The sequence below is a fragment of the Geotalea uraniireducens Rf4 genome, from assembly GCF_000016745.1.
GTDB classification, from domain to species: Bacteria; Desulfobacterota; Desulfuromonadia; order Geobacterales; family Geobacteraceae; genus Geotalea; species Geotalea uraniireducens.
Map to the genome: position 1 here is coordinate 3,064,081 of NC_009483.1, position 21,189 is coordinate 3,085,269.

The window sequence follows — 21,189 nt, forward strand, 5'->3', positions numbered from 1 at the left end:
TTCATATCCCCAGTACCTGACAGGAAAGGGTGATGATCGCCGTTGCAACGACAATGCAGACGATGCCGGTCACCACCGCCGAAGTGGCGGCATAACCTACCGCCGAGGCGCTCCGCTCGCACTGCAAGCCGCGCAGGCAGCCGGCCACCGCTACGAGGATGCCGAAAACGAAGCTGTGGAAAAGGCCGACCAGGAAATGGGTGAGGTTCAGGGCGGACCTGGACTGGTGCACGTACTCCATGAAACCAAGGTCGAGCATCCCCACTCCGACGATCATCCCCCCAAGGACCCCCATCAGGTCCGAGTAGACGCAGAGGAGCGGCATCATCAGCATGAGCGCCAGCATCCTCGGCAGGACGAGGAACTCCACCGGCGAAAAACCCAGGGTCTCCAGGGCATCGATCTCCTCGTTGACCTGCATGGTGCCGAGCTGGGCGGCAAAGGCTGCGCCGGTTCTGCCGGACATGATGATGCCGGTCATGATGGCACCCATGACCCGCACAATGCCGATTCCCACCACGTCGGCCACGTAGATCTGCGCCCCGAACATCTTCAGTTGGATTGACGCGATAAAGGCCAGGATCATCCCGACCAGCAGACTGATGAGGGTCACGATGGGGAGCGCCTGCGCGCCGGTTTCCTGGATGGTGACGATCAGGTCCATACGCCTGAAATCGGCCTTGCCCCGCAGCATCTTGACGAACGCCAGCGTCGCCTCCCCGATGAAGGCAAGCACCTCCTTGGCCCCCTTGACCTGAGCCAAAGCCGTATCCGCAACCCACACAAGGAACGAGGGGTGCTCTCCGCCATGCGTCACCCCCGAGCGCTGCTTTTCGGGAGATGCCAGGTCTATTAGTTTCCGCACCCCCGCCGGCAGGCCGGACTCATCGACACTGATGCCGTTGCGGCGGCAGATATCGAACAGTTTCGCCAGAAAGACCAGGAGCCCGCTATCCCAACCTTGGAGGTTCCCGGTTTCAAAGGCAAGACGCTGTCCCTTCTCCGCCGCGCCAAGTCCGGCAATCACGCCGTCCGGTGATGGGATCGCACTTCCCAGCCGCCAATCTCCGGCCAGGGTGAGCAGGGCACCGTCCGGGGTTTTATCGATTTTGAGTTCGCTCGGGATCATGCTGTGGCACGCGCCTTTCTCTATGACACTCTGTCGGTGGCGAATTAACACCATTTCATAATGGGAAAACCATGCCACTTTCTTCTCCGCGGCATACAACTGCAAAAACAAAAGGTTCGTGGCATTCGGGCATAACCGGAATTTTGCGGTGGGGACGACATTTCGTCTCTAGCGTGATATTTCGTCTCTGTTCGGAGGAATCACCTTTATTTCAATCGGCTGACCGGCAGCCAGATGCAGGTCCCGTTGCGGGAAAGGAATGGCGATACCCGCTTCAGCGAGCCGCCCGGTGATGCGGTGCCGGATGTCGCTGCAGACCACGAGACTGTTTATCGCGGGATCCATTTCGATCCAGAAATAGGCAGCGTTGTCCGGTTTGGTTTTTGCTTACGTCCCGTAGGGACAGAATACTGGTAGCCGGGGAATTCATTCCCCGGTCATCCAGGCGAAATATCATCACGTCACGTACGTGACGTGGGGAAATATAGCATCTCATCCGGGGGATGAATCCCCCGGCTACATTCGAACGCCCCTAATGGGGCTTAACAACCTTGATGCACAAACCAAACCGGACAACGCTGAGAAATAGGCGGTAAAGGTGAGCGAGCTGTCGGCGAAGTTTTCGAACACCAGAGTGCGCCGCCGAAGATCATGACCCCTGCCTACCGGGCCGACACGCCGGAGCCCAAGGTCGTGCCGCGGGAGAAGTGGTATGAGCCGCCGGCGCAGAAAGCTGAATAAGCTCAGAACAGGCTGACCACTGTCAGCTCCGGATCAGCCGGGGCCAACGGTATCCGCCACGGCCCTGATGAAGGCGTCCCCGTTGACAGCCCGCCGTACCGCACTGGTGGCGACCGTTTCAACCCCGATCACCCCGAACCCGTCGACGATTTTCTTTATCCGGACGAGCGCCTCCATGGCCCGCTGCCAGGCGGCTTCCGCAATGGTGTTATCCCGGGCGAGCCCTTCGCCAAGGCGCACCGTTGCCTTCTCATCGTCCAGAACCCGGAACTTTCCCTGCAGGTCCGCTTCCACCACGATGCAGCGGATGGAATTCGTGCCGATGTCGATGGCTGCCAATCTCCGGTTTCTCACAGCGCGCTCCTTAACCGCTCCCCGATCTTCTCCGGTGACATGGTGTCCAGCATGCCGGTGAACTCGGCAAAAAGCCCTTCCCTGCGAGTGGCAATGGCGTTGAGGACGGTCTTCCCGGTCCCGCCGGCCAGCTTGGCATCCCGGACGATGCCGGCAAAGACATCCAGGTCATGCATCCGTCCGAGGACATCCTGATACGCCTTGAGCCTGTCACAGAGTTCCGGAAAACCGGCGCCGAAGAGGCCCTCCAGTATCTCGGCCCGGTAACGGAAGTGCTTGACGGCGATCCGCAGGCGGTGCTGGGCTTCGATCTCCCCCGCCCGGCGCGCTTGAGGCACCAGTTCCATGACCGCGGAGAGGCCGGCATCGATGGCTTGCCGGGCAAAGACCGACAGGGGAACAAAAGGATCGACCGAAATGCCGGATGCGAAAAGGGATGGCGCGCTCACGACCCGCAGATACCCGCGCCGCAACGCCCACGGCGCGAATTCCCGCAGGGCCGCACGCAGCCGCTTGAGCTCTTTTTTCCGCTCCACCCGGAAAGAATCCTGCACGTGCGCGAGCTCCGCGCGGTAGGGATCGCCGAACTCTTCTGCCAGGGACGTGAAGAAAAGAAGCGCCTCGTCGGTGTTGCGGATCGCGCCCAGCGCGCGCGTTACCCGGCGAAAACTCTTGCCGAGAGGGGCAATTTCGGCAGGGGGATAACAGGAGGCGAAGAGCGCAAGGCCTTCGCGCAAACGTCGGGATGCCACCCGGAGGTCGTGGATGTCCTCGGCATCGGCTGTTGCAAGCGCCTTGTCCCGGCGCGCAAAAAAGTCGTCACCCCGTTCGGAGAGGAGGAGCCGGCACGCAATCCAGAGCGGCGTCGCGCCCTCGACCTGCGCCTTCATCCCCGTTTCCCTCTCCCCTTCCCCTTGCGCCGGTCCTGGGCACTCACGACCTGCTCCGCAAGCTCTTCAATCAGACCGTCGATTTCCTTCAGGTCCTTGAGCCGCCCCTTGGCCTGCTTCACCTTGAGGCTGTGGATCTCGCGAAGCCAATTGGGCGCCTCGCCCCTGAGGGTCCCGACAGGAACGGCGGCAAGATGGCTGAGGATCGTCTCGATCTCCCCTTCCCGGCGCAGGATGAAGCTTTCCCCCACGTCGCGCACCACCTCCCGGAGATGCTTCAGCTCGCGGACCAAATCCTCGCGTGCCGCTCCGTTGCCGCCATGATTGTTGTTTCTGGGCTCCCCCCCCATGTCAGATCCCCATAAGCCCTTCGACCCGGGCCGTGATTTCCCCGGCAACGGAGCAGATCGAGCGGTTGCCGTTCACTGCATTGAAGCCGTACTCCTGCTGCATCAAAGTGAACTCCTTCTGGATGAGCCGCTGATAGCGTATGAAGCTGTCGAAGATGTCGCGTGAAAGCCCCAGGTCCATACCGGCCTCCCAGTAGTCGAGCGTGGCGTTCTTGCGAAAATTCCGCTCCACCAGTTGCGAGGGGCTTACCCGCAGATAGATCACCAGGTCCGGCACCAGCGCGAGACCGTAAAGGGACCGGACCCAGTCGCGATCCGCCCCCCGCACGATATCCCTCGCCATGAGCGTGTAAATGTAGCGGTCGGCGAGCACGATGAACCCTGCCCTCAGCGCCGGGATAATCCGGTTTTCCAGCTGGTCGGCGAAGTCGGTGGCGTAAAAGAGGCTCCGCGTTATCTCGCCGAGGACGTTTCCCTGCTTGGCTTCCTGTAATTCTTCCGAAACCAGGGTCGAGCGCCGCAACCCCACGTCCACCGTGGCGTGTCCCCTCCCCTCCAGGTAATCCTTGAGCAACGCCATCTGGGTCGAGCGGCCGGAGCCGTCCGCCCCCTCGATGACGATCAGCTTCCCGGCAAGCTGGCTGGTGTCGACGCCGGGAAGTCCTTCTCCGTAAAAGTTCATCCAATTCCTCGCAATTCAGGCTGACAGGCCTTTAAATCATTCTTCATCCTTATCACAAGGATTTCCAGCGATAGGTCGGCAAGTCGAAGGCGCCGGCGACGAGATCGCGTACTACCTTCTGCTGATCTTCGACCGTGGCCGACCCGTCAATGGTCACGAAGCTGCAATCATCCCGCATGGCAAGATACTCGCGATAGATCCGCTCCTGAAAGAGCCGGAAACTCTCCTGGGGATCAGCGGAAAGCCCCAGGTCCATTCCGGCTTCGTGGTACTTGAGCTGGGGTCTGCCGGCAAGGATTCGCGAAAGGGCTACGGGAAGGGGGGTATCGAAGAACAGGGTCAGGTCCGGGCGACGGGCGAACTCGTACAGGCTGCGCAGCCAGGTGCAGGAGCATCCCCGGACGGCGTCCCGGGCGAAGGCGGTGTAAAAGTACCGGTCGCAGAGGACCAGGTAGCCGGCCTTGAGCAGCGGCAGTATCTGACGTTCATACCGGTCGGCAAAATCCGCTGCGTGGATGAGGCTAAAGGTGGTGGGGGTGAGGAGGTGCCTCTTCTTCCCCTTGCTGGTCGCTTTCTTGACGATGACCGACGAGTTCCACTCGGTGAAAAAAACCTTGAGTCCCCGCAACTCCAGCCAGCGTTTGAGGAGATAGAGCTGAGTCGATTTACCCGAGCCATCGAGTCCTTCGACAGCGACCAGCTTGCCGGGAAGCTCCGTGAACATGTCGCTTTTCATCGGGCGAGAACCCTCTTCAGCGATTTTCGCGCCTTTTTGAGCCCCCGGCCGATATCCGCCAACCCGGCATCGGCGAGGGCGGCAAGTCGTTTCTCGGCCTTGGCCAACCCTTTACCGGCCTTTTTCACCCTGGTGTCCAGCTTCCCCTCCACCTTCTCCAGTGAACTGATTACCTTCAGGATCTCCTTTTCCACTTTCCTGCCGGTCTTGCCGACGGCTTCCTGGGCAAAGCTGTCCCGAACCCGCAGAGCAACACCCTGGACCTGCTCCTTCAGAATGGCCGCGCTTCGCTTCAGATTCTCCACCTTCTGGGCTCTGGTCGTCTGCGCCTCGCCCACCAGTTGACCTGCCTGCTCGACGATCGAGGTGACCAGGCGCGGGTTTATGCCCGGAATCTTTTTCAGCCCATCCTCGCCCGCTGCGGCCACCTTGGCAAACGTGTCGTAGCCCGCCTCGACCAGGCGTCCGGACAGGACCTCCCCCACCCCTCTGAGCTTCTGCAGCTCACTCAACTTCTTTTTCATGCACGCTCTCCGTCATGGGATTCAAAATCACGATCTGCGCTATCCGATAACAATCTCATCCGGTTTCAGCAGCTTCTTCCCCACCGCTGCCCATTTGAGGGTGGCCGGCGCCTGGAGCGCCGCCGGGTCGATAACCAGCTTGACACCAACGCCTTTCTTCAGATTGAAACCTCCCGGAAGGGAGAGTAGTGAAGAGATGACCTGACTCAGGTCAGGCTCATGGCCCACGAGCACCAATTCCTGAACAGTCGGAAAGGCGTCTAGCACTTTACGTAGCGCTACCATGCCGAACCCCGGCGCGAGCTCATCCGTCACTTGCAGGGAACCGTCATAGGACAGGGTTTCCGCCAGGATATCCGCAGTCTGGACCGCCCTTATGAGCGGACTGGTGAGGATGAGGTCGGGGTTTACCTTTTTTTGCAGCAACGTCCGGGCAGTCTTCCGGATTAAGTCCCGGCCTTCAGGGGTGAGATAGCGCTGTTCTTCGGGAACCTCAGCGTTCCTCTCGATGGCCGCTGCGTGACGTACGATATAGAGTTTCATGGCGCCTTTCCTGACACTCCTTTATTAACCAATGCTCTTAATTTCAGGTTCCGGCTTCCTTCTTTCCGGCCCTTTGTAATCGGTCGTAAATCCCACTATTTGATTTCGTCTGATCTCTAACCATCCCTCAGCGCACTGGATGGCTGCAATCCTGTTTGACCTCATCAATTCGACAATTTTGGAGGCGCTAACGGTATCTTTCTTGCCATCTGTATAGATCACCGTTAGTTCGATAAACATGCTAATTCCTCCATGACCATCTTGCCCGGCTATTTCAGGACAAAGTCGGCGATGGTTCTGGCAATCCGCGCGTTCCTGGCCTTGCCGTTATTGAAAATCATGTGGTAGAGGAGCGGGTCGCTCTCGGCTGCGTCCAGGAGTTTGCGGATTATCTTGTCCCGTTCTTTCTGCTGGTCCACGACGAGGATTTCAGCTTCCTGTATTGGTATGTTCATCCGCCGGGCTACGGAGTGCACCTTGAACCCCTGTTCAGCAAACAGCCGAATATGGAAACAGTTCTTCATGGTCTTCGTGATGATGGCCGCCCCCAGGCCTACGAAAATGGCGTTGCCGGCCGTAGCAAGCGACACGACCTGCTCACAGAGGAGCCGGTAGTAGTCAGCGTCGCTCTTCCATTTCGGAGAGAGGGTGGCAAACATGTCATCAAGCCAGCGAGGCTTGTGCCCCAGGGAAAGCATGACCTCTTCCGGGATTTTATGCTCTTTGGCCACTGCATCGAGGAGTGAAATGTCCACTATCAGCCACTCTTCGCCGGTCATCTGTTCAACTAACTTTTTCAGCTCCTCCGCAATCGGGTATGCCTCGCAACCGAACTCCCTGGAAATGGTTATGGTCGGTTTCAGCGGAGCACCCTCTACCAGCGACTTGGCGCGGTTACTGAGCTCGTGGTACGCCCTCAGCCTCTGTTCCACCGATGGGGTAAGCACTGTAACTGGCATGTTAACCTCCTTCAGGCAGGATTCGCGCCCCAATTCCCGTTAGCGAGGGCGGGCGCACCTGATTAATTTAATTTAATTAAATCACAGGTTTTATCATTGTCAATCTTGAGAAGAAGTCGGCAATGCCCCTGTTCATCACCGCTGCCAGTGGCTCACCGACATGGTGCGCCTCCCATATGCGTGATATTCGCTGTCACACAGATACAGATCAAAAAACCTCCGGGATGAACTTGAACGGGTAATCTGGCGACTTGTACTTCTGGTCTTTCTGCCGTTTCGGCAGTTTCACCTTTTCGCGCGGCGCCTCCTCGTAAGGAATCTTGCCGAGAAGGTGGGTAATGAGATTCAGCCTCGCGCGTTTCTTGTCGTCCGATTTCGCCACGTACCACGGGGCCCACGCCGTGTCGGTCGATGCAAACATTTCGTCGCGCGCCTTGGTATAGTCGTCCCAGCGGCTGTAGGACTGGAGGTCCATGGGCGATAGTTTCCAGATCTTGCGCCCGTCGTCGATACGCGCTTCGAGCCGGCGGGTCTGCTCATCAGGATTAACCTCGAGCCAATACTTGAGGAGGATGATGCCGGATTCGACCATCAGTTTCTCGAAGAGCGGCACAACTCCCAGGAAGCGCCTGGCCTGCTCCTCTGTGCAGAAGCCCATGACCCGCTCGACCCCGGCCCGGTTGTACCAGCTGCGGTCAAAGATGACCACCTCGCCTGCCGCCGGCAGATGCGGCAAATAGCGCTGGGCATACATCTGCGTCTTCTCCCGCTCCGTCGGGGCGGGGAGCGCCACCACGCGAAATACCCGCGGGCTGATCCGTTCGGTGATCGCCTTGATCGTCCCCCCCTTCCCTGCGCCGTCGCGCCCTTCGAAGATCACACAGACCTTGAGCCCCTTGTACTTGACCCACTCCTGGAGCTTGACCAGCTCCACGTGAAGCTTCGCAAGTTCCTGTTCATAATCCTTGGTTTTCAACTTTTCACCGGATTTCTCATTTTCCCCTTTACCCTTTCCCTTTTTTGCACCTTTCATGGTTACCGCTCCTTTCTCCGCGTCATGCTAAACGGTTGCTTATTCTCATCATTCACCACTTATCTTCCGGAAGACACTCGACGTTCATTGCTGGCCTCCCCTTCATCCCGACCCGGCAACCGGACCGTCCACCTCAGAAAAATTCCCGCAGATTTTCGTCGATCCCTTTGAGTGTTTCGTACCAGAACTCCCGGGCAGCCTCGACTCTGTCCCGGTCGAACTTTTCGAGCCAATCGCCCAGCCGGGGGTCCTTCTCGTGGTCGACGTCCCTTTTCCGTTTCAGGAAGGTATGCAGATAGTCGATGTTACTCTTCGATTCCCAGAAAATCGGGCTGTTTCGGCTGTGCAGGCGGCTCGCGAGCACGTCGATGGCACGCAGGAAGCTCTCCTTGCAACCGTACAGCGAGCCCACGGCCTCGGGGAGCATCTCCTCCGCCCACCCGCGGTGAAAACGGCAGGTGCCGAGATTGTCGAGAATGAGTTCCTTCTTCATCCGATCCGCGCACATTCTCCCCAGGACCCGGGGCGGGATGAAGTCGTAGCTGTAGATCATGTAGTACTTCCCCATGATGGCCATCGGGGCCAGCGCGCCGGCGACCCAGTACTGGTTGGGGACCATCCATCCCCGCCGGCTGAAGGCGATGTATACAAGGCGGTCATGGAGCGACACACCTTTCTCCCGTGAATGGATCCGGCTCCACTTGCGCACCCCTTCTCCGAAATCGAGAATACCGCGCCGCTCCAGGATCGCGTCGATCAGTTCGCAGCCGAGATCGGCATTGTGCATGGAATCGCTTACCACATCGAAACCCGCCACCTCCCAGCGCGGCAGCCTCGTGACCCCGAGCTCTTCACAGGTCAACAGTTTCGCGTCCAGAAGGTCCATCAGCCATGCCAGCACCCCCCCGCCGGAAATGGCGTCAAAACCCATGGCGTCGCAGTGGTGGTTGAGTTTTTCCGCCGCCCGCTGGTCGAAGATGCCGCACAGGGGGCCCATGGTCTGGTATGGTTCGTAGTCCTTCTTGTACATGCCGCTCATCTTCTTGCAGACGGCGGCGCAGGGTTCGCCGCAGGTGGCCTGCTGTTTGGGTGTGATGGTCTCTTCGTTGAACTGCCTGAGGTAGTGATCGATCACGAAGTTTTGATGCAGGGCCTGGCGCTCCTCTTCCGTCCAGAAAATGGTGCGGTAGTTGAAGGCCAGGATCTTCCCCCCCATGGTGGCGTAGTTGACGCCGAAGGTGCCGCCGGTATGAAGCTTTTCGTCGTAACGATACTTGCTGGTCGCCTCCATGTCCTTTTGCATCAGGCGCAGGTTGTACTTGTTCCGGAACCATTCGTCGGCCACCGTGTGGTCGCGGAAGTCCTCGTTTACCATCGTGCCGCCGTAGATGATTGCGACGATGCCATGCTCCCGGACCATCGCGCTGCCGAAGCCGCCGCGGCCGGCCCAGGTGTCGACGAAGCTGATCTTTCCCTTGGTGATGGGGACCGACATGATCCCTCCCACGTCGGTATGCATGGCCGCCGGACCGGTGACGAGGATGCGCGGATCGTTCGCGTAACGGGAGCCGAACATCTCGTAGACCTTGTCCGTCAGGGAGTAAACCCCCGTGCGCCCCGCCTTCCAGATGGACTCCACGTCAACGGGGACCACCTCGACCTCGATCTCTTCACCGTGGTTGCGGTTCAGGCAGAGGACCGACGGGACGGGGGCCTTCCCCACCAGGCTGAGCATGTTGATCCCCAGGTTGTCGAACACAAGCCCCGCGCCCCCCATGGAGCTGATGTAATACCCCTGCCAGCAGGGGGAAAAGCCGGTCACCACCAGCCGGTTCGAGCCCGGGAAGATGGAGCCGGCGAAGATGCCGACGCCGAAATTGAGGCTCCGGTACTCTGCGGCAAGATGGATACCGAGGTCCACCGGCCCGAAATAACGGTCGAAGCCGTACTTTCGAGTCTTGTAAAATCCGGTCGCCGGATCGACCAATAGCACTCTCTGGAACATGTTCATACGTCACCTCGGCTTGTTCTATTATCCAAAAAGAAGCGTTTCTCGCGCAAAGCCGCAAAGAACGCAAAGAAATTCAGGATGTTTCATGTTGTTTCCTGGCCTTCCAGAGAAGAAACTGTGATGCTTTCCTTTTGTATCCCCATCTGCCTTTCGACAACTGGCTGGGAATAATGGTTGCCCGTGGAGAGGCACTTTACCGGGCAGACCTCGACGCACAGGTTGCAGATGCAGCACTTAAGCCGGTCGATCTGCCACGCCTTGCTCTCCTTGGTGACCGTGATGGCGTAGGTCGGACAGCGCCTGCCGCACATGCCGCAGAAGATGCACCTGTCGATGGCGTTCTCTATCCTCCCCCGGGTGATGGCGGTAAAAATCCGCTCCCGTTGGGGATACATGAGGGTGGCCGGCCCTGTGACCAGGTTTTTAGTTACCGTTTTCGTCATCGTGAAAATTTTCATGGTGGCGTGTCCTCACCTTCCGTGCAGCTGATGCACGGGTCCAGGGTTAATATGATGTTCGGCACGTCGGCGACCTCCGATCCCTTCAGCACCTTGATCATGGCCGGAATGTTGCTGAAGGTGGGGACGCGTACACTAATGGTTTTGGTTTGTGTCTACATAAGATTTCGCATTTCTTTGCGTCCTTTGCGGCTTTGCGCGAGAAATTGCATTTTGGGTTCGACCTCTTCGGATATTTCACGGCCCTTACGGCCACCGTCCGGTCTTTTTCCGCTGCGCATATTTCTCTTCAAGGATGTCGCACGCCTTGAGCACGCCGTCGATGATCGCTTCCGGCCGGGCGGCGCACCCCGGCACATACACGTCCACCGGCAGCACCTTGTCGACCCCGCCCAGCACGTTGTAACAGTCCTGGAACACGCAGCCGGACGTGGCGCAGATCCCCACCGCCACGATGACCTTCGGATTCGGCATCTGGTCGTAGAGATTCTGCAGAACCTGTCTGCTCTTCTCGTTGACCGATCCGGTCACCGCCAGGATGTCGGCATGCTTCGGGTTGCCGGTGCTCATGATGCCGAACCGTTCCAGATCATACAGGGGCGTCAGGCTGGCGATCAGCTCGATGTCGCAGCCGTTGCAACTGGTCGCATTGTAATGGAGCACCCATGGTGAACGTTTGAACCACCCCATAATTTTTTCTCCGCGTTCTCATCGCATCAGGCTGAGAACGATGATATTCGACACCCCGGCCACGGCCGTAAACAGCCATGCACTCAGGAAGGTGAGCTGCCACTTGAAGCGGGCATAGTTCATGTCGATGAAAATCTCGAAAAGAAAGGTCGCCATGGCCATGACGAGGGCCAGCCAGGGAGTAAAGGCAAAGAAGAGGTAGATCATGCCGAGCAGCAACACGGTTTCATACCAGTGCGCGATCTCGATGAGGGCAAGCGCGGGCCCGACGAATTCGGTGGTGATCCCGCTGACGATTTCCTGGTGAGCGTGATGGGACATGGAAAGGTCGAACGGCGACTTTCTGAATTTGATGGTAAGAATGAACAGAAAGCCGGCAAACACCCCGGGCAGAAAAAGGATCAGCGGCGCGTGATGCTGGGCAATCGTCCCCACCCTGAAGCTTCCAGTAACCTGGTACATACCGACCGCCATGAGGATGACCATCGGCTCATAGGCGACCATCTGGATGATTTCGCGCTCCGCCCCGAGGTGACTGTAAGGGGAGGCGACACAGTAACCGCCCAGTACGAAGAAGGTTCCTGCCAGGGCCAGGCTGAAGATGATCAGCAGGAGATCGGCCCCGGCGAAGAAGAGGGCCCCGGAAAACATGGTGAAGAGCAGAAAGAGCACGATGGGAAAATCCTGGAATTTGTTGACGATGATCCGTTCTTTGCGCAACAGTTTGAAGACATCATAGAACGGCTGCATCACCGGCGGACCGTAGCGCCCCTGCAGGCGCGCACTCACCTTGCGATCGATCCCGGCCAGCAGCCCACCCGCAAGCGGTGCGAGCAGCACGAACGCCAGCATCCGTTCGATGATGCTCCAGGACCTTATCAACTCGTAGATGCCGTTCATATGAGGCTCCTGCACTACGTCGAAACCTTTGAACCGCCCGCTCCCTCCGGTCGCTCAAGACGCGAAGGACGCCAGGAAAATCCAAGGCGTTTTGGTTTTAGAAACCTTAAAAAAGGATTTTTTCCAAGGTCCTTGCAATCTGCATTTCTCCCCCTCTCCCTAACCCTCTTCCACCAGGGGAGAGGGGATTACAAGCGCCCCTCCTTCGATGGGAGGGGGTGGGGGAGGGTGCATGGCAGTGATTTCATGCCCAAATGATAAGTGCAATTTTCTAACCGGACGATGCTGGTTTTTTTCCTTTCTTTGCGTTCTTTGCGTCTTGCCTAAGGGCACCTACTTCTGGTTGCGGTTACAGCGGTTTTTGCAAGGCGCAGGTAACATGCGCTTCACAAGGCTGCCACCCCGAACATGATGAAGAGCAACGTCAACGAAACAAAAATCCCGACATTGCACCACCGTTCTTCCCCGAAGTACTTCGTCAGGTAGTAGTTCCTGAGCTCGATTGTCTGCGTCGAAGCCATGGCCCCTTCAAAGGTCACATTGTCGATATTCCCACCGCCAAGGTAGGTGCCGACCCGTTTGTAGTGCTTGTTGATGAAGGCATAGTAGAGGAGGCCGAGGGGAAGGATAATCAGCAGGCCCACCATGATGATGAACACGATGAGGACATTGAAGGTATCGACAACGGGCGTCTTCCCGAACATTTCCAGGAGATAGGGGTTGATGACGTGGAAGGAGATGAACGGAAAGCCGAGGCAGACTGCCACCGTGGCAACGGCCAGGATGCCCAGGGTGATCCATTCCCAGCGGCTCACCCGGTGCTCCAGAACCTCGGTTACGCCATGCTTGATGGAGATGATCTTGCCCATCCACTTGGTCCAGAAGAAGACCGTGGCGGCGCTGCCGTAGGCCAGGATGATCGCCATGGCCGGATTGCTCTCGACAAAGGCCTTGAGGGTAATGAACTTGCTGATGATCATCCCGAACGGCGCCAGAAACATCCCGGCCATGCCGGTCATCATGACCGCAGTGAGCTTGGGCAGGCGCATGATCAGGTAGTCCATGTCCTCGATGTCGCGGCTGTCCAGCTTGTATTCGATGATGCCCACACAAAGGAAGAGGAGCGACTTCGCCACCGCATGGAAGATGATCAGCAGGATCGCGGACCACACCGCCGCATCGGTGTTCACCCCCGCACAGGCGACGATGAGCCCCAGATTGGAGATGGTGGAATAGGCGAGCACTTTTTTGGCATTGCTCTGGGAAATGGCGATCAGTGCCGTGATGAGGAAGCTCACCCCGCCGATGAGGGTGAGCATCTTGGCCGCCGCGGTGTGCTCCATGACCGGCGCGACCCGCAGGATGAGGTAGACCCCGGCCTTGACCATCGTGCTCGAATGGAGCAGCGCCGACACCGGCGTGGGCGCCACCATGGCGCCGGTCAGCCAGGAGGAAAACGGGAACTGCGCCGACTTCACCAGGCCGGCAAAGGCAAGGCAGACGGCAGGGAGCAGCACCAGCCCCTTGTCGAGCCGAAGCATTTTGTCCAGTTCCATGATCCCTGAGGATGAGTAGAGGCAGACAAGGCCAACGGCGAACACCACCCCGCCGATCAGGTTCATGTTCAGCGCCCTGAAAGCGCTCTCACGGGATGCCTCGTCGTCCCGATAGCCGATCAGCAGGAACGAGCAGACGGTGGTTATCTCCCAGAAGAAGTAGAGCCACATGAGGTTGTTGGAAAAGACGATGCCGAACATGGCGGAGAGAAAGAGGTACATGAGGAACGCGAAGTATCTGCGCCTGTCTTTTACTTCCTTGTAGTGCTCGTGATATTCGGGGAGGTAGCCGATGGCGTAGAGGCAGATGGCGCTGCCGATGATGCCGACAATGAGCGCCATGATGATGGAGAGCTTGTCCACGAACAGGCTGTGCTCGACCTGCATCCCGTGTCCGGAGGTGAACTCGAAAACCACCATGATGATCGACTGGACGACCACCAGAAGGACCGGGAGATATCTCTTCGCCCTGACGGATACATACACGATGAAGACGGCAACGAAGAGCTCGACAAGGAGCATGCCGATGTCGATGAGCGGGCTCTCCAGGTGAAAATACGCCGGCCCCCGGTCAAGATTGGTAACGAGGAGATAGATCGGCACGGCGCAGAGAGTGATATTGACGCACGCGCCGACAGCCTTTCTTGCGACAAGGCTGAGCGGCGGCACCAGCGCCAGGAAGGAAACTGCCAGGGGGAACACGATCAGAAAAATCAAAGCGTTCATCATCTCGACCTCATCCATGGTGGTTAACATCCAAAATGAGAGGCGCCAATGGCATTCATCGATATCTGAAATTTATTTTATTAACTATACCACACCAAATCGGCTTTCCCATGGCAAGGGTAAATCGTAGCCACAAAGGAACTTACTCAGGCTCCAGCCTCAGCTAACGCGGCGTTGACGATGGCCACGGCCTCTTCCTGAATCCTCTGTAGATGTTCCTCCCCCAGAAAACTCTCCGCATAAATCTTGTAGATGTCCTCCGTGCCTGACGGACGCGCCGCAAACCACCCGTTCTGCGTCAGTACCTTAAGCCCCCCGATGTCGGCGTCATTCCCCGGCGCCCGGGTCAGTTTTGCCGTGATCGGCTCTCCGGCCAGCTCCTGCGCCGTCACCAGCTCCGGAGAGAGTTTCTTCAGGACCTTCTTCTGCTCCGCTGTCGCCGGGGCATCGATCCGGGTGTACGCCGGACTGCCGAAGCGGCTTTCGAGCTCATGGTACTGTTCGGCGGGGTCCCTGCCGGTCCTGGCGGTCATTTCGCAGGCGAGGAGATCCATGATGATGCCGTCCTTGTCGGTCGTCCAGACCGTGCCGTTTCTTCTGAGAAACGAAGCGCCGGCGCTCTCCTCGCCGCCGAATCCGAAGGAGCCGTCGATAAGCCCGTCCACAAACCACTTGAATCCGACGGGCACCTCAACTACCCTTCTCCCGAGCGCTGCGCCGACCCTGTCGATCATGGACGTGGATACGAGGGTCTTGCCGATGGCGGCGTCCCTGCTCCACCCGTCCCTGTTCCGGAAGAGATACCAGACGGCGGCGGAGAGATAGTGGTTCGGGTTCATGAGACCTTCCCTTTTTGTCACTATGCCGTGCCGGTCGACATCCGTGTCATTGCCGCAGGCGATGTCGAAACGGTCCTTCATCTGGATGAGGCTTGCCATGGCAAAGGGGGACGAGCAGTCCATCCGGATCTTGCCGTCCTTGTCCAGGGTCATGAAGGAAAACGTGGGATCGACCATGCGATTGACCACGTCCAGTTTCAGGCCATAGCGCTCGGCGATGGGGTCCCAGAATGCAACCGCTGCCCCGCCGAGCGGGTCTATGCCGATCCTGATCCCCGCAGCTGCTATGAGCTCCATGTCGATGACGTTTCCGAGGTCGTTGACATAGGGTGAGACGTAGTCATGACGGTGGATGCACTCCGCCCCGATCGCCCTCGGGAACGGTATTCTCCTGACATCCTTTAGCCCCTGGGCCAGCAGTTCGTTGGCCCTCTTTTCGATGACCGTCGTGGTTGCCGTATCCGCCGGACCGCCATGGGGCGGATTGTACTTGAACCCGCCGTCTTCAGGGGGGTTGTGGGACGGGGTGACGACCACGCCGTCGGCCCGGTTCGTCCTCTCCCCGCGCTCGCGATTCCAGGTGAGGATGGCATGGGATATCACCGGGGTCGGCGTATACCCGAGACCATCCTGGATGAACACCTCCACGTCGTTCGCGGCAAAGACCTCGATGGCACTCGCAAAGGCCGGTTCGGACAGGGCATGCGAATCCATGCCGAGGAAGAGCGGCCCCTCGATCCGCTGCGCCTTCCGGTACTCGCAGATGGCCTGGCTGACGGCAAGGATATGCGCCTCGTTGAAGCTGCTTTTCAGCGACGACCCCCGGTGGCCCGAGGTGCCGAAGGCGACCCGCTGCGCCGGGTCGGTGACATCCGGCGCATGGATGTAATAGGCCGAGATGAGCCTCGGAATGTTCGCCAGCATCGACCGTGGCGCCGGCTTCCCGGCAAATTCATGCGCATCCATCAACTTCTCCCCTTCCCGCCTGTATTGCCCGGTAGTTCCTACAGGGCGATGATCTCCATCCGGTTGTGCGTCCCGGGATGCTTTGTCGAGGGGCCTTCGGTAAGGATTGCCATGTCCCCGGTCACCCCATACTTCGCAAGCCAGCTCCGCACAAAAGAATCCCAGTCCTCCGGATGCTCCGGCTCGAACACGGGAAACACCCCGTAGGAAAAGGCGAGGTTCTGGCAGGTCTGTTCAAGTGAACTCACTGCCACGGTCCAGACCGGCATTCTGAAGAGCGACAGGCTCCGGGCGGTTAATCCGCTGTGGGTCGGGACGAAGACCGCCGCGGGAGGTGCGTACGTAATGCTCGCCTCGACCGCCATGGCAATGAGGTGCCCGGGCTTCAGCCTCCCCTTGAGGTCTATACCCTCGAAGAGTCCCTTGACCGTGACCGGCTGTTTGTGGGGCTCGACGGTGGCCGCTATCCTGGCAAGCATCTCTACGGCATCCACGGGATACTTGCCCATGGCCGACTCTCCCGAGAGCATGACGCAATCGGTGCCGTCGAGGATGGCGTTTGCCACATCGGTGGCCTCGGCGCGTGTCGGCCGCCTGTTCTCGGTCATGGATTCGAGCATCTGCGTTGCCGTTATAACCGGCTTGGCGTACCGGTTGGCCTGGCGCATGAGATCCTTCTGGATAATGGCGATCCTTTCTATCGGTACCTCCACGCCCAGGTCGCCCCGGGCGATCATGATGCCGTCCGCAGCATCCAAGATGTCATCCATATGTTCAAGGGCGTTCGACCGCTCGATCTTGGCGATGATGAACGGGTGGTAGTCGAGCGCTTCCGCAGCCTGACGGACAGCCCTGATGTCGGCACCGGACTCGACAAAGGACTGGCTGACCGCGTCGACTCCCTCTTGTGCTGCGAACTTCAGGCACGCGTGATCACGCTCCGTGAAGGCGTTGATGCCGAGATTGATACCGGGGAGATTGAGTCCCTTGCGGGAGCGCAACTCGCCGCCCACGACCACCCGGCAGACAACGTCGCTTCCGGTGACTGACTCGACCTCCAGCTGGATGATGCCATCATTGAGGAAGAGCGCATCACCGGGCTTGACCGCCTGGGGCAGCCGATTGAAGGAAACCGACACCCTGCCCCTGTCACCGTCGATCTCGTCGGTCGTCAACACGAAGGGATCACCCGGGTTCAGTTCGATCGGCTCTTCTTTCAGCTTGCCGATGCGCATCTTGGGTCCGGAGAGGTCGGCCATGATCGCTATCCGGCAACCTGTGGACATGGACACGGCCCGGAGATTATCGATCACCCGCTTGTGGGCGGCGAAGTCGCCATGGGAAAAGTTCAAGCGGGCGACGTTCATCCCCCCCCGTGCCATCCGTTCCATAACCTCCCGAGATTCGGAGGCCGGGCCGATGGTGCAGACGATCTTGGTCTTGTGGTCGGCAAGGTTCACGGAGTTTCTCCTTGTTTTACCGTATTCATAACCCTACGTGAGGCAAATCGGAATCCACCATGAAGTCACGTAGGACACGAAGGTAACCCATCTAAAAGGTTATTGTTTTTCTTCGTGCTCTTCGTGCCTTCGTGGTGAAAAAGGTTTTTGTTTATTGCCCCGTTTTCATACGCTTTTCGATGACCGCTTCGGCCTGGAGCGCGATTTCCAGTTCCTCATTGGTGGGCACAACGAGGACCCTGACTGCGGTTTCTTCCTCCTGAATCTCTGCGGCCTTCCCCGCCACTGCGCCGTTCTTCCGTGCGTCCACGGAAATCCCGAGGTTCCGCAAACCGGCACACACTGCGCTGCGCACCGCCGCCGAGTTTTCCCCGATACCGCCGGTGAAGATCATGGCATCGAGACGGCCGAGCACGGCACAGTACGCACCGATGTACTTCCTGACCCGGTAGCAGAACATGTCGAAGGCCAGCGCGGCACGTTCGTCCCCTTCGCTGGCCCGTTGTTGGATCTCCCGCATGTCGGAAAAGCCGCAGACACCTTTGAGCCCGCTTTCCTTGTTCAGGAGGTTTTCCACCTTCTCGGGCGTCAGTGCCAGCTGCCGGATGAGATAGAAAGGTATCGCCGGGTCGAGGTCGCCGCTGCGCGTTCCCATGACGAGACCTTCCAGGGGGGTCATCCCCATGGAGGTGTCGATGCACTCCCCTGCCCGGATGGCAGCGACGCTGGCACCGTTGCCGAGATGCAGGGTGATGAGGTTGAGCTCTTCCATAGGGTGCCCCAGGAATTGCGCCGCTTCCCGTGCGACAAAGGCATGGGAGGCCCCGTGAAACCCGTACCTGCGGACCTGGTACTTCTCGTAGAGTTCATGGGGCAAGGCATAGCGATAGGCAGCCGGAGGGAGCGTCTGATGGAACGCCGTGTCGAAGACCGCCACCTGCGGAATTCCGTGGAAGCGCATCCGGGCCGCTTCGATGCCGAGGAGATTGGAGGGGTTGTGGAGCGGGGCCAGCGGAATGAGCCTCTCGATGGCTGCCACGACCTCGTCATCGACTATGGCCGGCTCCCGGAACAGCTCCCCGCCGTGCACCACGCGATGGCCGACGCAGAAGAGCTCCGCGTCGTCCCGGATGATCCGGTTCTCCCGGTTCATGTCCACCATGAAATTGAAGGCCTCATGGTGATCGGCGAGGGGCTTCATATGCACCTGCTCGACGAAGGTGCCGTCCGCCTGCAGGCGGCTCTGGCGCATGCGCCCCTCCGCGCTGCCGATCCTTTCCACCAGCCCCGTGGCAAGCTTTGTCCGCTTTTTCCGGTCGAACACCTCGTACTTGATCGAGGAGCTACCGCAGTTGATGACCCCGACTTTCGTGCCTTTTTCCCCGGACAGGGACTCTTCGATGTCGTGACGCTCAGACATAATCTACCTCCCTCTCGCCAGGCGCTCCGGCCGAATGTCAGCGTATGTCCCGTGGCTGACCGGTGGAGGCAAGCACGCTGCTCCAGAGCCACCCATCGGGGTCGATCTTCTTCCTCTGCCGCGTGGCAAGATCGATCGGCACATGGGTAAACTGGTTGTTCCAGAACCCCACCACCATGTTGGTCCGCCCCGCCATCCCCGCGTGCACCGCGTTGTGACCAAGCAGGAGACAGAGGGCCGAATCGTGGGGATTTGCCGGCTGGCTCCGGATGATGTAGCTCGGGTCGATATACTTGAGATTGATCTCCCGTCCGCTGCGTGCGAAATGCTCCTTGATGGCGTCCCGCAGATACGTCCCGATGTCGCCCAGCTTGACATTGCCCGAGGCATCGCGCCCCCCCGTGGCTGCCAGGAGTTCCTGGCCGGCCCCCTCTGCCACGACGATCACCGCGTGCCCCCGTGCCGTAAGCCGCTCCTCCAGGCTTCGGAGCAGTCCCGGCAGGGTGAAGGGTACCTCGGGGACCAGGCAATAATTCACCTGGCTGTCCACCAGTGCCGTGTACGCGGCGATGAATCCCGAGTCGCGCCCCATGAGCTTCACCAGACCGATGCCGTTCTTTGCCCCGAGGGCCTCGGTGTTGGCGGCGTAGGTAGCCAGTTTCGCCTCGGCTACGGCGGTTTCAAAACCGAAAGTCGTCTGGATGAAGGAAATGTCATTGTCGATGGTCTTCGGGATGCCGATGACGCTGATGGGACGCCCCCGCCGGGCCGCCTCCCCGGCTATCTTCCCTGCCCCCTTCAGGGTGCCGTCCCCGCCGATGGCGAAGAGGATGCCGATTCCCAGTTCCTCCACGTTGTCGACCATTTCGGCCGGATCCTGTGGCCCCCGGGAAGAGGCGAGAATCGTCCCCCCCATCTCGCCGATGCGCTCCACCACCTCGGGGGTAAGATCGAGGGGGTTGTGACCGAGGCGCTTCACCAGACCTTCGTAGCCGTAGCGGAAGCCGTAGATTCGCCGAACGCCGTAGTGATGGTAGAGGCTCAGCACAACTGCGCGGATCACGTTGTTGATCCCCGGGCAGAGGCCGCCGCATGTCACAATGCCGCAGGCGATGGTCGCCGGGTCGAAGAAGATCCGTTCCCGCGGCCCGGCCAGTTCCAGCGCCGGCGGCTCCGCTCCCGCTGCGAGGTACGGTTTCATGTCATCGAAGCGGGAGTGGTACATGATCCGCTCGCCGTCGCCGGCAAACCGGCCTTTGCGCATGGGCGACGGAAAGCGGCACTCGCCGAGCCGCTCGATGGTGAAGTCCAGATCCTGGTCAGTCATGGCACCCCCTTACCCTTGAACATCGTAGTGCCGGTTCCCCGCAGCTCCGTCACCGCACCGTTTCACCCGCTCGGCCATGGCCGTCTCGGCCAGTGCCAGGTAGTTGCGCCCTTGCCCGGTCGAGCATCTCGCAGTAGACTTTGAAATCGGCAACCGGCATAATTCTTCCCTTGGATCGCGTCCGTCTTCACTCCAGCCAGGCGCGTGCTTCAGCAAGGCGGTTTTCGGCAAAGTATTTCACCGGTGCGCGCCGAAAGCCTGCTCCCGTGAACATCAGCATTCTGGTTTCCCATTTGGGATCGCCGACGATCGCAATCTTCGCGATCCTGTCGCCGTAATGCACAAAAAACGTCATATCGTTCCAGACTTCCCCTCCCACCCAGCCGCAAAAATCCTCTCCAACCATGACCAGCAACTTGACGTCTTCGGGATTTTGCGCTCTGAGGCCGGCAGCCTTGATCCCCACAGCCTGGATAGCGTCCATCTCTTCCTTTCGCAGCGCTCCGGTAATGCGCACCACCCATACACCGCTCTTGTCCTGCTGAATTGTTGCGCCCATAAGAGTTCCTCTCAATTTGTGATCTCTGCCGCAGCCCGAATTCCACCGACAAGAAGCGCTCTGACCTGTTCGAGACGGAGAATCTCGACCTTCTGAAAGCGGAACGATCGCCCTTCCCCAGCTTCGACCGCTGTATGCATTCTCCGGAACAGCACCCGGATCCGCTCTGTCGAGCATGACCGGGGCGGTCTTGGCGAAAGTTTCCTTGACCGGGGCACTCTTTGCCGGCGTGTGCGCAGCCTCTCCCGAAAGGGATGGCATCGGGATGAATGCGGCTGCCAGGAAGGCAAGAAGAAAGAGTGCCCGTTTCATGTGGACTCCGTGAAAAGCTTTGCC

23 protein-coding genes are annotated in these 21,189 nt (G+C 59.2%); all 23 read right to left on the reverse strand.

From position 1 onward, the window contains the following. Window position 1: 1 nt before the first annotated feature. Complete coding sequence (locus GURA_RS13425) at window positions 2-1,207, reverse strand: ABC transporter permease (protein ID WP_011939491.1); 1,206 nt, start codon at window positions 1,205-1,207, stop codon at window positions 2-4. 90 nt (window positions 1,208-1,297) lie between these two features. Further along, window positions 1,298-1,474: a hypothetical protein gene (locus GURA_RS24335; protein ID WP_157046205.1), complete on the reverse strand. Its 177-nt coding sequence runs from the start codon at window positions 1,472-1,474 to the stop codon at window positions 1,298-1,300. A gap of 429 nt (window positions 1,475-1,903) precedes the next feature. Beyond that, window positions 1,904-2,224: a Ppx/GppA phosphatase family protein gene (locus GURA_RS13430; protein WP_011939492.1), complete on the reverse strand. Its 321-nt coding sequence runs from the start codon at window positions 2,222-2,224 to the stop codon at window positions 1,904-1,906. After that, complete coding sequence (locus tag GURA_RS13435; RefSeq protein WP_011939493.1) at window positions 2,221-3,114, reverse strand: CHAD domain-containing protein; 894 nt, start codon at window positions 3,112-3,114, stop codon at window positions 2,221-2,223. The genes GURA_RS13430 and GURA_RS13435 overlap by 4 nt, the downstream gene beginning before the upstream one ends. Next, window positions 3,111-3,464 carry a hypothetical protein gene (locus GURA_RS13440; protein ID WP_011939494.1) on the reverse strand — a complete coding sequence of 118 codons (354 nt, stop codon included), beginning with the start codon at window positions 3,462-3,464 and terminating at the stop codon, window positions 3,111-3,113. Before GURA_RS13440 ends, GURA_RS13435 begins: the two co-directional genes overlap by 4 nt. Before the next feature lies 1 nt (window position 3,465). Continuing rightward, window positions 3,466-4,146, reverse strand: coding sequence for a dTMP kinase (locus tag GURA_RS13445; RefSeq protein ID WP_011939495.1), 681 nt, complete (start codon window positions 4,144-4,146; stop codon window positions 3,466-3,468). Between the two features lie 52 nt (window positions 4,147-4,198). Continuing rightward, window positions 4,199-4,882, reverse strand: coding sequence for a dTMP kinase (gene tmk / locus GURA_RS13450; RefSeq protein ID WP_011939496.1), 684 nt, complete (start codon window positions 4,880-4,882; stop codon window positions 4,199-4,201). Further along, window positions 4,879-5,406, reverse strand: a complete 528-nt coding sequence (locus tag GURA_RS13455; RefSeq protein WP_011939497.1) for a helix-hairpin-helix domain-containing protein — start codon at window positions 5,404-5,406, stop codon at window positions 4,879-4,881. Before GURA_RS13455 ends, tmk begins: the two co-directional genes overlap by 4 nt. Before the next feature lie 39 nt (window positions 5,407-5,445). After that, the gene (gene sixA / locus GURA_RS13460; protein ID WP_011939498.1) at window positions 5,446-5,949 is read right to left on the reverse strand and encodes a phosphohistidine phosphatase SixA; all 504 of its coding nucleotides are present in this window, start codon (window positions 5,947-5,949) and stop codon (window positions 5,446-5,448) included. Between the two features lie 24 nt (window positions 5,950-5,973). Continuing rightward, window positions 5,974-6,189 (reverse strand): GSU3473 family protein, encoded by a 216-nt coding sequence (locus GURA_RS13465; protein WP_041245456.1) that lies wholly within the window; start codon window positions 6,187-6,189, stop codon window positions 5,974-5,976. Window positions 6,190-6,218: 29 nt separating this feature from the next. Then, window positions 6,219-6,908: a cytidylate kinase-like family protein gene (locus GURA_RS13470; RefSeq protein WP_011939499.1), complete on the reverse strand. Its 690-nt coding sequence runs from the start codon at window positions 6,906-6,908 to the stop codon at window positions 6,219-6,221. 208 nt (window positions 6,909-7,116) lie between these two features. Further along, window positions 7,117-7,941: a polyphosphate kinase 2 gene (gene ppk2, locus GURA_RS13475; protein WP_011939500.1), complete on the reverse strand. Its 825-nt coding sequence runs from the start codon at window positions 7,939-7,941 to the stop codon at window positions 7,117-7,119. 133 nt (window positions 7,942-8,074) lie between these two features. Then, window positions 8,075-9,946 carry an aldehyde ferredoxin oxidoreductase C-terminal domain-containing protein gene (locus tag GURA_RS13480; protein ID WP_011939501.1) on the reverse strand — a complete coding sequence of 624 codons (1,872 nt, stop codon included), beginning with the start codon at window positions 9,944-9,946 and terminating at the stop codon, window positions 8,075-8,077. An 89-nt stretch (window positions 9,947-10,035) separates the two neighbouring features. Then, the gene (locus GURA_RS13485) at window positions 10,036-10,410 is read right to left on the reverse strand and encodes a 4Fe-4S binding protein (protein ID WP_011939502.1); all 375 of its coding nucleotides are present in this window, start codon (window positions 10,408-10,410) and stop codon (window positions 10,036-10,038) included. Window positions 10,411-10,656: 246 nt separating this feature from the next. Beyond that, window positions 10,657-11,100, reverse strand: a complete 444-nt coding sequence (locus GURA_RS13490) for an NADH-quinone oxidoreductase subunit B family protein (RefSeq protein ID WP_011939503.1) — start codon at window positions 11,098-11,100, stop codon at window positions 10,657-10,659. Window positions 11,101-11,118: 18 nt separating this feature from the next. Further along, complete coding sequence (locus GURA_RS13495) at window positions 11,119-12,000, reverse strand: NADH-quinone oxidoreductase subunit H (RefSeq protein WP_011939504.1); 882 nt, start codon at window positions 11,998-12,000, stop codon at window positions 11,119-11,121. A gap of 386 nt (window positions 12,001-12,386) precedes the next feature. Next, complete coding sequence (locus GURA_RS13500) at window positions 12,387-14,300, reverse strand: NADH-quinone oxidoreductase subunit 5 family protein (protein WP_198134473.1); 1,914 nt, start codon at window positions 14,298-14,300, stop codon at window positions 12,387-12,389. 128 nt (window positions 14,301-14,428) lie between these two features. Then, the gene (pgm, locus tag GURA_RS13505) at window positions 14,429-16,087 is read right to left on the reverse strand and encodes a phosphoglucomutase (alpha-D-glucose-1,6-bisphosphate-dependent) (protein ID WP_011939506.1); all 1,659 of its coding nucleotides are present in this window, start codon (window positions 16,085-16,087) and stop codon (window positions 14,429-14,431) included. A gap of 38 nt (window positions 16,088-16,125) precedes the next feature. Further along, the gene (pyk, locus tag GURA_RS13510; RefSeq protein WP_011939507.1) at window positions 16,126-17,547 is read right to left on the reverse strand and encodes a pyruvate kinase; all 1,422 of its coding nucleotides are present in this window, start codon (window positions 17,545-17,547) and stop codon (window positions 16,126-16,128) included. A 151-nt stretch (window positions 17,548-17,698) separates the two neighbouring features. Next, window positions 17,699-18,967 carry an acetate kinase gene (locus GURA_RS13515; protein WP_011939508.1) on the reverse strand — a complete coding sequence of 423 codons (1,269 nt, stop codon included), beginning with the start codon at window positions 18,965-18,967 and terminating at the stop codon, window positions 17,699-17,701. A gap of 37 nt (window positions 18,968-19,004) precedes the next feature. Continuing rightward, window positions 19,005-20,294 carry an ATP-dependent 6-phosphofructokinase gene (locus tag GURA_RS13520; RefSeq protein ID WP_011939509.1) on the reverse strand — a complete coding sequence of 430 codons (1,290 nt, stop codon included), beginning with the start codon at window positions 20,292-20,294 and terminating at the stop codon, window positions 19,005-19,007. A gap of 9 nt (window positions 20,295-20,303) precedes the next feature. Next, window positions 20,304-20,447: a hypothetical protein gene (locus GURA_RS24345; RefSeq protein ID WP_157046207.1), complete on the reverse strand. Its 144-nt coding sequence runs from the start codon at window positions 20,445-20,447 to the stop codon at window positions 20,304-20,306. Between the two features lie 34 nt (window positions 20,448-20,481). After that, window positions 20,482-21,165, reverse strand: coding sequence for a SpoIIAA family protein (locus tag GURA_RS22910; RefSeq protein ID WP_011939510.1), 684 nt, complete (start codon window positions 21,163-21,165; stop codon window positions 20,482-20,484). Window positions 21,166-21,189 lie beyond the last annotated feature (24 nt).

Coding starts and splice junctions, on each gene's coding strand:
- GURA_RS24335 (WP_157046205.1), bottom strand. CDS start 1,474: ATGGATCCCGCGATAAACAGTCTCGTGGTCTGCAGCGACATCCGGCAC.
- GURA_RS13435 (WP_011939493.1), bottom strand. CDS start 3,114: ATGAAGGCGCAGGTCGAGGGCGCGACGCCGCTCTGGATTGCGTGCCGG.
- GURA_RS13440 (WP_011939494.1), bottom strand. CDS start 3,464: ATGGGGGGGGAGCCCAGAAACAACAATCATGGCGGCAACGGAGCGGCA.
- GURA_RS13445 (WP_011939495.1), bottom strand. CDS start 4,146: ATGAACTTTTACGGAGAAGGACTTCCCGGCGTCGACACCAGCCAGCTT.
- tmk (WP_011939496.1), bottom strand. CDS start 4,882: ATGAAAAGCGACATGTTCACGGAGCTTCCCGGCAAGCTGGTCGCTGTC.
- GURA_RS13455 (WP_011939497.1), bottom strand. CDS start 5,406: ATGAAAAAGAAGTTGAGTGAGCTGCAGAAGCTCAGAGGGGTGGGGGAG.
- sixA (WP_011939498.1), bottom strand. CDS start 5,949: ATGAAACTCTATATCGTACGTCACGCAGCGGCCATCGAGAGGAACGCT.
- GURA_RS13465 (WP_041245456.1), bottom strand. CDS start 6,189: ATGTTTATCGAACTAACGGTGATCTATACAGATGGCAAGAAAGATACC.
- GURA_RS13470 (WP_011939499.1), bottom strand. CDS start 6,908: ATGCCAGTTACAGTGCTTACCCCATCGGTGGAACAGAGGCTGAGGGCG.
- ppk2 (WP_011939500.1), bottom strand. CDS start 7,941: ATGAAAGGTGCAAAAAAGGGAAAGGGTAAAGGGGAAAATGAGAAATCC.
- GURA_RS13480 (WP_011939501.1), bottom strand. CDS start 9,946: ATGTTCCAGAGAGTGCTATTGGTCGATCCGGCGACCGGATTTTACAAG.
- GURA_RS13485 (WP_011939502.1), bottom strand. CDS start 10,410: ATGAAAATTTTCACGATGACGAAAACGGTAACTAAAAACCTGGTCACA.
- GURA_RS13490 (WP_011939503.1), bottom strand. CDS start 11,100: ATGGGGTGGTTCAAACGTTCACCATGGGTGCTCCATTACAATGCGACC.
- GURA_RS13495 (WP_011939504.1), bottom strand. CDS start 12,000: ATGAACGGCATCTACGAGTTGATAAGGTCCTGGAGCATCATCGAACGG.
- GURA_RS13500 (WP_198134473.1), bottom strand. CDS start 14,300: ATGGATGAGGTCGAGATGATGAACGCTTTGATTTTTCTGATCGTGTTC.
- pgm (WP_011939506.1), bottom strand. CDS start 16,087: ATGGATGCGCATGAATTTGCCGGGAAGCCGGCGCCACGGTCGATGCTG.
- GURA_RS13515 (WP_011939508.1), bottom strand. CDS start 18,967: ATGTCTGAGCGTCACGACATCGAAGAGTCCCTGTCCGGGGAAAAAGGC.
- GURA_RS13520 (WP_011939509.1), bottom strand. CDS start 20,294: ATGACTGACCAGGATCTGGACTTCACCATCGAGCGGCTCGGCGAGTGC.
- GURA_RS22910 (WP_011939510.1), bottom strand. CDS start 21,165: ATGAAACGGGCACTCTTTCTTCTTGCCTTCCTGGCAGCCGCATTCATC.